The sequence below is a fragment of the Pontiella sulfatireligans genome (assembly GCF_900890705.1).
Taxonomy (GTDB): domain Bacteria; phylum Verrucomicrobiota; class Kiritimatiellia; order Kiritimatiellales; family Pontiellaceae; genus Pontiella; species Pontiella sulfatireligans.
Map to the genome: position 1 here is coordinate 1,772,324 of NZ_CAAHFH010000002.1, position 13,272 is coordinate 1,785,595.

12 protein-coding genes are annotated in these 13,272 nt (G+C 55.7%); 6 read left to right on the forward strand and 6 right to left on the reverse strand.

Features of this window, described 5'->3' with window-relative positions; all coding sequences use genetic code 11:
• Window position 1: 1 nt before the first annotated feature.
• Together mreC and SCARR_RS20360 are read right to left on the reverse strand one after the other, a co-directional pair.
• Window positions 2-841 (reverse strand): rod shape-determining protein MreC, encoded by an 840-nt coding sequence (gene mreC, locus SCARR_RS20355; protein WP_136063485.1) that lies wholly within the window; start codon window positions 839-841, stop codon window positions 2-4.
• A 65-nt stretch (window positions 842-906) separates the two neighbouring features.
• Window positions 907-1,935, reverse strand: coding sequence for a rod shape-determining protein (locus tag SCARR_RS20360; protein ID WP_136063486.1), 1,029 nt, complete (start codon window positions 1,933-1,935; stop codon window positions 907-909).
• Window positions 1,936-2,396: 461 nt separating this feature from the next.
• Between SCARR_RS20360 and SCARR_RS28340 the strand changes: the two genes are divergently transcribed.
• On the forward strand, window positions 2,397-2,570 hold the full coding sequence (locus tag SCARR_RS28340) for a hypothetical protein (RefSeq protein ID WP_168433478.1): 174 nt from the start codon (window positions 2,397-2,399) through the stop codon (window positions 2,568-2,570).
• 110 nt (window positions 2,571-2,680) lie between these two features.
• On the opposite strand, the gene SCARR_RS20365 is transcribed toward SCARR_RS28340, so the two are convergent.
• The 4 genes from SCARR_RS20365 to SCARR_RS20380 form a co-directional block, all read right to left on the reverse strand.
• Window positions 2,681-2,890 (reverse strand): hypothetical protein, encoded by a 210-nt coding sequence (locus SCARR_RS20365; protein ID WP_168433479.1) that lies wholly within the window; start codon window positions 2,888-2,890, stop codon window positions 2,681-2,683.
• A 17-nt stretch (window positions 2,891-2,907) separates the two neighbouring features.
• Complete coding sequence (locus SCARR_RS20370; RefSeq protein WP_136063488.1) at window positions 2,908-3,432, reverse strand: hypothetical protein; 525 nt, start codon at window positions 3,430-3,432, stop codon at window positions 2,908-2,910.
• Window positions 3,432-4,520 (reverse strand): transposase, encoded by a 1,089-nt coding sequence (locus SCARR_RS20375; protein ID WP_136063489.1) that lies wholly within the window; start codon window positions 4,518-4,520, stop codon window positions 3,432-3,434. Before SCARR_RS20375 ends, SCARR_RS20370 begins: the two co-directional genes overlap by 1 nt.
• A 265-nt stretch (window positions 4,521-4,785) precedes the next feature.
• Window positions 4,786-5,196: a hypothetical protein gene (locus tag SCARR_RS20380; protein WP_136063490.1), complete on the reverse strand. Its 411-nt coding sequence runs from the start codon at window positions 5,194-5,196 to the stop codon at window positions 4,786-4,788.
• Window positions 5,197-5,767: 571 nt separating this feature from the next.
• On the opposite strand from SCARR_RS20380, the gene SCARR_RS20385 reads away from it, so the two are divergent.
• The 5 genes from SCARR_RS20385 to SCARR_RS20405 all read left to right on the forward strand — a co-directional run bounded on the left by SCARR_RS20385 (window position 5,768) and on the right by SCARR_RS20405 (window position 13,247).
• Complete coding sequence (locus tag SCARR_RS20385) at window positions 5,768-5,962, forward strand: hypothetical protein (RefSeq protein ID WP_136063491.1); 195 nt, start codon at window positions 5,768-5,770, stop codon at window positions 5,960-5,962.
• A 1,137-nt stretch (window positions 5,963-7,099) separates the two neighbouring features.
• A complete protein-coding gene (locus tag SCARR_RS20390) occupies window positions 7,100-7,285 on the forward strand; it encodes a response regulator transcription factor (protein WP_136063492.1) in 186 nt (61 codons plus the stop codon).
• A gap of 204 nt (window positions 7,286-7,489) precedes the next feature.
• Window positions 7,490-9,721, forward strand: coding sequence for a glycoside hydrolase family 16 protein (locus SCARR_RS20395; RefSeq protein WP_168433481.1), 2,232 nt, complete (start codon window positions 7,490-7,492; stop codon window positions 9,719-9,721).
• Window positions 9,722-9,937: 216 nt separating this feature from the next.
• Window positions 9,938-11,536 carry a hypothetical protein gene (locus tag SCARR_RS20400; protein WP_136063494.1) on the forward strand — a complete coding sequence of 533 codons (1,599 nt, stop codon included), beginning with the start codon at window positions 9,938-9,940 and terminating at the stop codon, window positions 11,534-11,536.
• Between the two features lie 121 nt (window positions 11,537-11,657).
• Complete coding sequence (locus SCARR_RS20405; protein ID WP_136063495.1) at window positions 11,658-13,247, forward strand: sialidase family protein; 1,590 nt, start codon at window positions 11,658-11,660, stop codon at window positions 13,245-13,247.
• Window positions 13,248-13,272: the final 25 nt, after the last annotated feature.

The following is a 13,272-nucleotide window of genomic DNA, read 5'->3' on the forward strand; positions in this document are numbered from 1 at the left end:
GTCATTTCACGCCCTCCGGGCCGTGGGCGGCCACCACAAAAACATAGTCGAGCAGGCCGACGGTCGCGCGCGGAATGATTTCCGCATACTGGTAAAGCCCCGAATCATCGCGGTGGACTTTGTCGACATAGCCGATGTGCACCCCTTTCGGAAAGCCGCCGCCGGCGCTGGACAAGCCGGAAGTCACGACCTCGTCGCCCACGCGCACCTCTTTGTCTTTATCGATAAACTCCATGCGCGCCATCGGGAGGCCCTTCAAGTTAGCGCCGGCGCCGCGCACCAGGCCGAACGTATTGCTGCGGCTGATCTTGGCGGAAACACGGCAGGCCGGATCGGAGACCAGCAGCACTTCGGCGGTGAGCGGCGTGGCCTCGGCCACCTTGCCCACCAAGCCGTCGGGGCTGATGACCGGACGGTTTTCCTCGATTCCGTCCCGTGTGCCTTTGCCGAGGCGAACCGTGCTCCACCAGCCGCTGATGTTGCGGCTGACGACGTTGCAGGGAATCATGGTATAGGATTTCTGGCGGGAAAACTCGAAGGCGCGGCGGAGGCGTTCGTTGTCGGCCTCGGCATCGCACAGCTGGCTGAGTTCGGCCTGTACGCGAACGAGCTCAAGCGAAAGGTCGCGGTTCTTTTCGGCCGCGCCGCCCATGCCGCGTATGGCTGCGCCGGCATCCGCCAGGCGCTTCCAAACACTGGAAAAGCCACGCTCGGCCGGCGCCATAACACCACGCACCGCCCCCTTGCCCTTCAGGGTTAATGAGGGAAGCGGAACAAATACGACGGCCAGCAGTAAAACTGCTGCAACCGCATACACTATTTTTTTGTTCCTCAAAGCCATCCGTCCCTAATCGACCAGGGAGGACAGGCGAAACAACACGTTGCAGGAATAACCCGTCTTGGAGATTAACCGTTGGCCCCTGCCATCTTGCGCAGGAAATTGATTTCGTGCAGCACGATTCCGGTGCCTTCGGCCACCGCGCTGAGCGGATCGTCCGCCACATGCACCGGCAAGCCGGTCTTTTCCGAAATCAGTACGTCCAGCCCGCGGAGCAATGCCCCGCCGCCGGCGAGAACCATGCCCCGATCCACCAAGTCCGCCGAAAGCTCCGGCAAACACCGTTCAAGCGTTACGCGCACGGCTTCGACAATGTCGTTCACCGGATCCTGCAGCGCCTGGCGCACCTCTTCGGAGCTGATCGTCAGCGTCCGCGGCAGCCCAGCCACTAGGTCACGCCCCTTCACTTCCATGGTGCTTTCGTCACCAGTAGCCAGGGCCGATCCCATCGTAATCTTGATTTCTTCGGCGGTTCTCTCTCCAATTAACAAATTGTATTCCCGCTTTATGTGCTGAATTATCGCCTCGTCCATCTCATCGCCACCGACGCGCACGCTCCGGCTGTAAACTATGCCGGCCAGGGAGATTACGGCGACTTCCGTCGTGCCCCCCCCGATATCTACGATCATGTTGCCGGCAGGTTCCTGTACAGGCAGGCCCACCCCAATCGCAGCGGCCATCGGTTCTTCAATTAAAAACACATCACGCGCACCCGCATGCATTGCGGAATCCTTCACCGCGCGCTTCTCCACTTCTGTAATGCCGCTCGGGACAGCAATCACCACCCGGGGCCGCACCATCCTCTTCCTGCTGTGAACCTTCTGAATAAAATAGCGGAGCATCGCTTCGGTGACTTCAAAGTCGGCAATCACTCCGCTCTTCAGAGGGCGGATCGCTACAATATTCCCTGGTGTGCGGCCAAGCATTCGTTTTGCTTCGTCGCCCACCGCAAGAACCCGGTTTGTGCCGGCCTGTACCGCCACCACCGAAGGCTCTCGAATCACAATGCCCCGATCACGCGCATACACGAGTGTATTCGCCGTTCCCAGATCGATTCCAATATCGCTGGAAAACAGTCCTATGGCCTTGTTGAACATATTGCAGTTTCCTTCTTATAAAATGGGGTTAAATCAAAGCAGTAAACAATGTGACAAACTGACCCCACGGGTCAAGGTATAAACGTGAGCACTCTACGTGCCATTTAAGCGGCGGAAAACCGCCAAACCACGGGAAACAACCAACAGGAAAACCAACAGAAGAGCGCAAAGATCGCGAAAAAACACAGAACGTACTAATGATGAACAAAGCGTTCTTGCTCTTTTTACCCCTTTACCTATCTTTTATACCTCATTCCGCGCCGGCAAATCCTCCATCGTTCTCGTCCTCGACCGTTTGAGCCCTCCCGAGATGGTCGTGCCATGGAGGCCCCGAAGGGGGAAATCCCCTCAAAAAAAACTGGCCTCCTGAGCATACGGGTTATAATCGGACTGAAGGGAGGTGAGAAACATGCATCCGGTTACAGCCATGAAGCATTGGAGCCATCACCTGCACGACGGCCATGCGGTATCAGGTCAGCGGCCACCTCCACAGCCGGCACTTCTGGGCCGGCGTGGGAATCACGCTGCTGATCGCTGCTATAGTGGCCCTGCTGTTCATTCTGGCGAAAAATGCTCCAATCACAGCACCCGGCGGATATCCGTACACCGTTCCGTTTGGCCCCTACCAGTATTAACCGATAGGCCGGCAGAGCAGGACCCCGTTCGGAGATAGAGAGAGGGGGTTTTGTATCTATCGCCAGCGCAGTCACCTTCGTCGCTTGGCCGGCCCTTTAGCAGGGCGGGCTTACTCCAGCGTGGCCGGGTCGGCTTTCAGCCATGGATAGCGGTCGGCCCCGACATGATTCCAGTAGAGTTTTCCGGAGCGGCGCCATGCATCGAGCACGATGCCCGTTTCAAAGAGATGTCCCCAGGCCGTGATGACAACGGCATTGTGTTCGCGCATCGTTCCGGCCCGGGCGAATGCCCAATGGACTTCCAATGAGGAAAGGTCCATCGCGAGGAATTCGGCCTCTAGGTCCTCCGCCCAGTGGTAGCAAAGCCCCCGGTCGCGCAGACCGAAGTTGACCAGAACATTGTGCCAAAGCGCAGGCGGCGCGGCCCGATACGTGTCCGCAAGAAGCGGCGACCGACCGCAACGCGGTGGGCCTCGTTGCTGCGCACGGAGGGGTCCAAAGCCATCAATTGCTCTTGCAGCCGGATCTTGCCGTCGACTGCAGGATCGCCCGGCACGGCGTAGTGCGCGCAGCCGGTCAGCATCCAGCCCAGCGCCAGGCAAAGACGCCGCCGAATCAGAGCGTTGCTCAAAAATGCTGGAGGAAAAGGCGCGGCATGTCCCGGAAAAGACGGCCGCACGCTTTTCCCACCCAGTCCCTCTAAATCGGAACTCATGTGCCATGACTCCATCATTTCCTCCACTCCACGGGCCGGATATCCGTCTTCATAATGCAGCTTGATTGAGCGGACATCAACATACATAAACTCCGATTCGCGCAACAGGTATGCCGCCTCGCTTTTATTCCCTCGCAAAGCCTCCACTAAATCGCCTTATTCTCGACACCGGTTTCGCCAATCAGACGATCCAGCATACCGCCCGGCGCAACATGCGGAAGCCAAAGCCGATCGGCCTTCTCCAGCACAAACCGGTTGCGTTGCTCCGCCGCCGCCAGATCTCCATCGCGATTGCGCATTTCCAGAATCAGCATCCGATTCTCTTCCAGCGCCTCCAGTACGGGCGACACGCATGTCGCCCTTCCCTCCCGCGGCACGCATGTCGCCCTTCCCTCCCGAGGCACGCATGTCGCCCTTCCCTCCCGCGGCACGCATGTCGCCCTTCCCTCCCGCGGCACGCCGACCACATGCTCCAGTCCCCATGCCGGGCACCAGATCACCGGAAGCTTCCGCGTCAGGAGTTCATCAAACAGCTCTTTTTCCATCGGAGAATGGAATCCGCTGAAATAAACCTCCCCCGCAGGAATCTGCGGCAGTCGAGGTGCATTGCAGGAACACAGAACCCCCGTTTTTTCGGCGCTCCACAACACCGGATTCCCCATGCCCCGAAGCCCGTCGCCCAGCTCCTGCATACATCGCCACGGATTCATTCGGATATATTCCCGAATCTTCTCTTCAGCCTCCGGCGTGCGCACAATCGCCTCATAATAATTCCGATGCCAAATCCGGATATCGCGGGCGACAGGCATCTCGCCCCTACGGATCCGCCGCGAAACGGCCGCTTTAAATGCCCCGATCACATGGCCCAGCTCCGACGCCCCTTTCCGGATTCGAATCAATCCATGAAAATGATCCGGCATCACAATAAATTCACCGGGCAAAACATCATCCCGCAGCTCCCCCGATCTCCGCCACTCCTCCGCAATAATTTCCCGTACGGGCGACACGCATGTCGCCCCCTCTTCCCGCGACACGCATGTCGCCCCTTCTTCCCGCGACACGCATGTCGCCCCTTCTTCCCGCAACACCCCGAGCGCTCCAAACGGAAGCCCCTTCGCCGCCGCAATGAATTCCCGATGTGCGCAGATCGTCACAAAATAAAGCCCGCCCCCGGCATAGTCATGCCCCTTCAAACGAATGGACCGTCGATGATGAATTTCGGGATTATACGTCATGGCTCTAGCCTTCCACCCTCAAGCTTTTTCGATCCTTTAACTTAAGTTCATTCAGCAACTCTTTCCAGCTCATTTCTCTTCGACATATAGAAAGAAGCCTTTTCACATGGGGGGTCGCTTGCCTTTCCCGCGCCTCCGTACGGGCGACACGCATGACGCCCGGGCCGAGAATCAAGGTGTTGTTCTGATGGCCGATAGGCGTAAAAAGAGCACACGAAGCTCCGATGGCCACCGCCATCAGGAAGGCATCGGGATGCCCTTGGTGCTAGACGGTTCCCAGCAACAGGGTCAGGGTCCAGAACAGGGTTCGCAGCCAATTCGTCCTGATCAACCGGTTAATGATTTCAATTTGATGTCCCGACCGTTGCAACGCTTGATGGCAGGGAACCGACAGCATAAATGTCACGATCCACGCCGCCAAAATGGCCGTACTCGCCATCCATTGCAGAAAGGAAGGCTGAAGGACCAACAGCAGTCCGTGGCACAGAGCCTGGATAAACATAAGCGGAATGACGATTCGCGAAATGGTTTTCATATACTTCAGATGCCAATCATGAAACCGCTCCGGCACCACGTCTCTGAAGACTGGATATATCACCAGCTGTACCATCCAGATCAACGTGGCCATCGCGGCATCGACCGCAAACTGTATGTGTGTAATCTGTTCAAATATCATTCCAACGCGTGTTCGCGCCCGACGCTGAAAGCTTACATTTAAAATTGGATTCATTTAAAAACGGAGTCGGACCCTTGCACAGCGAGCTCATCGTTCATTTCGGTTTACCGAACTCCGGCTCTGCAAGCCCGGCATCCCTGCAGGCATTGACCACCCGCCCGCTGCCACTGCCGTACTGTTCGATCAGAAACATCGTTTCTTAGAACTTCCCTTCTCCGGCTTTTTCGCCGGCAATTACTCGATTAGTTACTTCCTCTCTAATTTCTTACCATTATGCGTTCCTTAGCGAGCCACCCTTAATCCGCTCCGACGGAGCAGGTTTAACCAGCGAATTTATAAAACCTACGAATCTTTTTTCGGCATCCCATTCGTAGATTTCATTCATTCGTTGGTAAACCTATTAAACTGCGGTTCTGCTGCGCAGCCGCGTTAGACCCCTAATCTGCGAAAAGGCCTCATTCTCCATAAAAATATACGAGGGGCCTAAAAAAACAGAAATAAATGAAAGGTTCCGCCTGCAAGCACGAACAACAGTAATTCGTAGATAAATTAACCAACAAGGAGCACCGAAATGAAAAAAACACTGAGTATTGCAGCAGTTGCATTAATGATGGCAGGAAGCACAGCGTTTGCGTGCGGCGGTTGTGGTTGTGAGACGGAAAAGACCGATAAAGACAAAACCGAATGCGGCTCATGCAAAGGCGATAAATCCCAAACCGCCTGCGGTGGATCAGTAAAAGGTGATGACAAAAGTAAGACAGCGTAGCTTTAGCTGCTCTATATTCTCATCATGAACAAACGCTTCCCCTGCGGGGGGAGTGTTTTTTTATGGAGCACCGATGTCGCCGTGAAATAATTTTAACCCTAAAAACGCCTTCTACCGCGTCCGCGCCCAGCGCTAAACCATCAAGATCATTCACCACAGAGGGGCACGAAGGAAAGCCAACCGCCTACTTAAACCCGAGGACCGACCTTTTCGGCCGGCGGAACCAAAACCAACTGAGTGGCAGAAAAATGGGTGGGCAGAAATATCAGGATCAGGTTGGTTTTGTTTTCCTTTTTTCTGTCACAAAATTTTTCTGCCAAACCTTTCCGCAGGACGAGTCCTTCAAAGAGGGGTAACCCGACCTTTTCGCCTGCGATTACTAGATTACGGTCGCGGTAGGGACGGTCGTCACCGACCGCCCCCCGCACAGATCCGTACGTGCGACATTAACGCATACGGCTCCTACCTCAAGTAATGGCGTTTTGAGCGGAAAACCTGTATCGAAGCCATTTCCTTTTGATGCCCACTACGCAACCTGTAAATTCATTCGATGCGACTATTCGGCTCTGAGTCCTTGCCGCAGCTTCATTCACTGATTTCCTCTTGGTTGACTTCCTTTCCTCCATCTGCTCCGCAGAAACCGAAGCCTCCTTGTTCGCAAACTTCTCAGGTACTATGAAGTCATCCGACTTCTCGGGGGAACTCATCGCTGGTATTCGGCGATTAGCCTTTTCCAGCGATGCCTCTACCAGGTGCTTCAAGCTTGGCGAGCCTCCTTCCCGAGATCTCCCGATTTCCGCGCGGAGAGTGTCCACACAGGCCAAGGTTCTTTGACTCCGCCAGAGTGGTATGCCACTCGCGATTACGCGGCATTCCATTTCGCGTCCCCTGCAGTCCACTGGGTATGCCATCTGGTAACTGGTGATTTCGGAGCTCAATAATTCGGCTTATGCTTTCCCCTGTCAACGCTTCGCCACGTCCTCGCGGATCGTCGACGCATGACTCGGGGCCATTGTTTCTCGCTAAGATTTCAATGTAAGACTCTTTCATTCTCTACTCTCCGCCGACTTTAATCGGCGCTTTCGGACCGACCCTTTCGAAGAAGTCCGCAAGCCGGCACCGGTCGAGGATTTTAAGCTGTCCGCCCGTGAAATCGAGGTGCTTGAAAAGCTGGCGGACGAGCCGGCGGTGAAAGAAATTGCCGCGGCTCTCAGTATCAGTGCAGGCACGACCGGATTTCACCTAACCAACATCTACAAAAAACTTCAGGTGCAGTCGCAGACCGGCGCAGTCGCGAAAGCGCTGCGGTCCAGCATTATCTGATTGGGTTTCATTCTGTGAATAAACAGCGTGTCTTCCAAGGTCTGGAACAATGACGCCCCAACGTTTCCAACCATTGGAACTCGTGTGGCGGAAGATTTTTCCTGCACCTAGAGGTTTCTCCAGTAGTCTGGATTGCGCGGTTGCTTCACAATGGGTTTTTTCGGAGAAGTATATTTTGTGGATATGAATGTGAAGAGGGGAAAGATGAAGCGTAAAATTTTAATGATTCTTGTGTGCTGGCTGGCTGGAATCTGCGGGATGCAAGCATTGGCGGCGCTGGATTCCAATGTGTTGACTGCATTTTATGGATGCAGTGGAGGCGCAAACGACTATGTCGCTTCCGGTATCGAAGGGGCTGTGTTCCTGGATAAAGCTTTTCAGCTAAACGCCAATGCCGGCTCCACGGACGGGACATTCGGCGGGGCCAGCGCAGGGGCATCCATTGCATACGGTGCGTATGAAGTGCGAATCGGTACCGACCCGATCAATGCTCCGAACCAGCAGGTCGGGTTTGAAATTGTTAATAAGACAGGAGGTCCGCTGCGGCTGGATTCGATCAGTTTTGACTATGTGCCGTATTGGGCGGATTCCCCGCAGACGGTGGAACTGCTCTATACCTCGGGAGACCTGATCGGCACGACCAATGACACGGTGGTTCTTTCCGTGTCCGGGTTGGTTCATCTCGGGGCCAATAAAGGAGATTTCGATGACTTCGACTGGTCACTTTCCGGACTGCCTGATCCGGTGCTTGCCAATGGCGGAACCGCTGTGTTTGCTTTGCAGGCTTCCGATGCCACCGGGATATGGGCGAGCGGAGGATTCGACAATATCGCCATTCTGGGCAGCCCGTCTGATGCGATTGTTTGCGCTGCCGGGTCGGCCGCCGAAACCCTGGTCGGGGTTAATGTCCTGAATGGAGATTTCGACACGCCGGACATCAGCGGAGACATCAACTTTGCGAATGAGCCGTACTGGGTGAATATCGGAACCGGCAACGACGCCTCTGTGTTTCTCAAAGAGAACGAAACCTTCGACGGAACACGAAACGCAATCATCGCCGAATCCGCCACCCGAATTCCCGGGCTGGACACCGGGTATCCTCTCGCCGAAGGCGATACCTTCAGCATCTGCTACCACTGGCGCGATTCATGGCAATGGGCCGATGCCTCCGATCAGATCCTGCTCCGCCTCTTTGTAACCCATGACGATACGGTTGGCGGAACACAGACCAACCTGATTTCCAGCCTTTCGGGATACAGCACGGCCAATGGCTCCTACGAACTGGTCTGTCTCAAGAATTTTTATACGGCGGATGCCGCGGTGGCCGGGAAAACCCTTTTTGTCGCCTTCGATACACTGGACGGCAACGGCGCCGCCGACGGTTTTGCCAGACTCGATAACGTTGAGTTGACGGTGGTGACCTCCCGGCAGCCCGATCCCGTTGTGGCCTCCGTATCCACCGACACGATGCATCTGACGTGGGATTCCTTTACCGGCAACAGTTATATGGTTCAACAATCCACCAACCTGTTAAGCGACTGGACTTCGCTGCAATGCGTCATTCCCGCCACCAACGGCCTGCAGGACTATGCGGCACCCATCCGCTCGAACTCAGCGGCGTATTTCCGCGTCTGCAAAACAGACCGGTTTGTCGATTCGTCCACTCCCGAGGATGCGCAACCGAATCTTGCGAGCCCCACTGGGGACGAATGGTCCCTTGATTTCAGCGATGAGTTCAGCACTTTTGACACAACGAAATGGGTGAAATCGGTCAGCAGCTCTTCCCGGGCGGCCCGGCCCGCACAGGGAATCGCCGACTGGTGGTGGCGGGCGGACCATGTGGCAATTTCCAATGGAACGCTCGCCCTGAAAATTTCAAAGTACGACAGCGACACCATGTATTGCGGGGCTGTGGAGTCTAGGAATCTCTACGAAACCGCGTACGGGTTTTTGGAGGCCCGCATCAACTGCTCCCCGATTGAAAAAGGCGCTCACACCGCTTTCTGGCTGCAGGGGCATCATACGAGCAACGTAAACGACAGCGGCGCCGACGGATGTGAAGTGGATATTTTTGAATCGCCCTACGGCAACGGGGGCATCGACCCGCAGGATCAAGAATGCCAAACCGCGTTGCACTGGGACGGCTATGGTGCGGATACGCAGGGCGCGACCCTTCACTGGAACGCTGAGGATGTCTACACGGACTATCACACCTTCGGGGTGCACTGGACCCCCGGCTGGTTGGATTTCTACTACGACGGGGTTCTCGTCTGGACCTATGACAACAACACTCATGCGAAACCCGGCGGCGTGCCGCAAATCGCGGAATGGCTCTGGCTGTCCACGGGCGCGAGTTTCGGCGACGGAAACTTCCAGACGGAAACCTACCCGAGCTATTCCTTTGTGGATTATGTACGGGTCTGGAAATCAAACTGAATGCTGATGGTTCATTTTTCACCTTGTGCTGAAAATTAAAGCCTGACTCGAATAATCCAACGTTCCTGTAAACCGGTCCGCCATGAGCCGCAAGGCGAGGATACCTATAGATTCCTCTAGGTGACAACCGGATTGGTTCGCGGTACCTTCTTTTGGTAATTGTTCGAAAAGACGCTGTGATCAGCGGGAAACTGAAACAGAAAAAGGAGAAATGGGATGAGACGATGCATTGTACCAATGTTGGCCGTTTGGCTGGCGGGAATTTCGTTCAGCAGCTACGCGGCTGTGGGTGCCAACTGGGTGGTGGATCCGGGGTTTGAGGCGCTGGCCTCAGTTACTGAACCGAATACAAGCACAGCGCCGTGGGGGGCGGTCGAATCGGGAGACTGGGCGGTGCAGCGGGAACAGACCATTGTCCATGGCGGAACCAATGCCGTTTCTTATATGAACTATGGCAATACCTACACCGTTTACCAGGATTTGCCGGCTGGGCTGACGGTGGACAGCAGTGCGATCTATGAGTGCCGCTTCTGGATGCGGCTGGATGAAAAATCCAACAATGTGGTCTATACGAATGAATCCGTGGTGCAGGTGATGATCAGCACAACAACAAATGGCATACACGGCAGCACCTATAAATGGAAAGCTTCGGAATACAATGTGATCCCGTCCGTTCCCTATGAGTGGCAGGAAATGGTTGTGCGGTTCAGCGGATCTGACCTGGCCGATGTGGAGGACGAATACATTCGCCTGCAGGTTAAAACCAGCAACGCAAAATGCGAATATCGCGTGTTCATCGACGATGTGCAGTTTGGTGTGTACGCGCCGAATGCGCCGGATTCCACGGTGCTGGCTGCGTTTTACGGATGCAGCGGAGGCACGAATGACTATGCTCAAGCAGGTGTTGAGGCCGCCGTTTCCCTTGATAAAGCTTATCTCCTCAAGGCCACTGCGGGGTCTATAGATGAAACCTTTGGCAGTGCCAGTACGGGGGCATCCATTGAATACGGTGCGTATGAAGTGAGAATCGGCACCGATCCGACCAACGACCCCAGCCAGCAGGTTGGATTTAAGATTGTCAATCAAACCGGCGGGCCGCTTCAGCTCGATTCGATCAGCTTCGACTATGCCCGGTACTGGGCGGCATCGCCTCAGGATGTTGAGCTGCTCTATACTTGGGGAGCTTTGGGCGGAATTACAAACAACACCGTGATTCATTCGGTCAGCGGGTTGACCCATTTGGGCTCAAACAAGGGCGATTTCGATGACTTTGACTGGTCGCTGGACGGTCTGACGGACCGGGTGCTGTCGGATGGTGAAACCGCAGCGTTTGCGCTGAAAGCCTCCAATGCAGGCGATGCCTGGAACGGTGGCGCATTTGACAATATTGCCATTCTGGGAGCGGCCTACGAGGGCGCGGGCTACGACGCATGGGCCGTAGATTACAATCTGATCGGCGGTGCGCTGGATGATGATGACGGCGACGGCATCGACAACCTGACCGAGTATGCCCAAAACGGTGTTCCGGACGATCCTTCAAAAACCGGAACGTCGCCGGCTCTGGGGGCGATGGCCAGCGACGGCGGAACCCAATGGATTGAGTTTGTCTATCTCAAGCGGGTGTCTGCAGACAACGGACTGACTTATTCACTCGTTCAACGTCAGGGTCTGGTGCAGGGCGGCTGGATGAACAATGGTGACATTGTTGAGGCCGGCGAAAGCGTTGCGGTGGGTAATTTTAAGACAGTCACCAATCAGGTTCCGACCAACGGAAAGTCCCAGGAGTTTGTCAAACTGTTGATTGAATCCGACTAAGGTACAGACGGAGTCCCGGCCATTCTCTCCCAGGCCGGTTCGGGAGATGGCAAAACGGCTGTTTTGCCGTCTCTTCGTTTGTCGTCGCGACAACGGGCCAGTTTTTAAAGGAAAAACTGTTATGAACCTCAAATTTTTAATGCCGGTCTGTATTTTACTGGCGGCCGGTATCGTCCGGGCCGAAAAAAACATCTTTCTTAACCCTCCGGAATATATCGGGCCGCCCACGGCCCAGTATGCGTCAACCAATCGGGCGCATCAGGGAATTCCGAGCATTGCGGTGGCTCCCGGAGGCCGGTTGTGGGCCACCTGGTACGCAGGGGTCACGCCGAAAGAAGACCTGAATAATTATGTCATCCTGGCAACCAGCGGCGATGGCGGAAGTACGTGGGAAGAAGTGCTGGTTGTGAATCCCGACGGCCCCGGCCCGGTGCGGGCATTTGATCCGGAGTTGTGGATGGCCCCGGACGGAAAACTGAGATGGTTCTGGGCGCAGACCGTCGGACATGATGGTTCGGTGGCCGGGGTCTGGGAACTGGCCTTTCCCGATCCGGACGATGGCGCTGCGGTTTACGAGCCTCCGCGCCGTCTGACCGACGGAGTGATGATGTGCAAGCCGATCGTTCTTTCAAGCGGGAAATGGGTGCTGCCTGCGTCCACCTGGCGCAACACAGACGACAGCGCCCGCATGGTGGTTTCTTCCGATCAGGGGCAGACCTGGTCGATCCGCGGGGCCTGCAATGTCCCCCTGAAAACACGCAAGTTTGATGAACATATGATTGTCGAGCGGTCGGACGAATCGCTTTGGATGCTGGCGCGCACCACCTACGGCATGGGAGAGAGTGTTTCCACGGATCGCGGGAAAACCTGGCCCGATCTGAAGCCGGCCCCCATGGCCCACGCGTCCTCCCGCTTTTATATCACGCAGCTTAAATCTGGAAATATCCTGCTGGTTAAGCACGCGGCCATGCATGAAAAGGCGGGCCGCTCCCTCTTGATGGCGTTTCTCTCTACAGATGACGGAAAAACATGGTCCGACGGATTGATGCTGGATGAGCGCAAGATGGTTTCCTATCCGGACGGACAGCAGGGTGAAGACGGAGTGATCCGTGTAATTTATGATTATCAGCGCACGGATGCCCGTCAAATTCTGATGGCGGAGTTCCGCGAAGAAGATGTTGCGGCCGGGAAAAATGTCAGCGGCAGCATGCAGCTTAGACGGGTGGTCAGCCAGGCGACTGGCGGACAGACAGAGCCGCCGCCTGTTCCGCAGCAAGCGAGGAGCAACAGCGATGGTGCGAAGCTGAAAAAAACACCGGCCGGATCCTTTGTTTCAGACGGATGCGAGCAGGAGGTGCTGTCCGTTCGCAAACGCCTGTTCGCGGACCGCGGCTATGCGGTGGCCAACCTTCCCGCCGCTCTTGAAAATGTGTCTGTTCTGCACGTGCCGATGGAAGGGATCAAAGAGGCGACTTGTTCCGCCCCCGGCATGCTGTATTTCCTGACGCCGCAACCGGATCGGAACAAGGCCAGTCAGGCCCGCCTGCTGGAAGATAAAGGCTTTAAAAAAGTCGCCGTGCCGGAAATCCCGCTTTTCAACCCCGATGTCCGGGGAAACTTCTGCAGCCTGTACCAAAAAGAATGTGCGGCGAACGAAGTGATTCGATTCGGAAAGTGGGCGGTTCCGCTGTTTTTCTCCGATGCGGAATAAAATAAAGAGAAAGCAGGGGGACCGC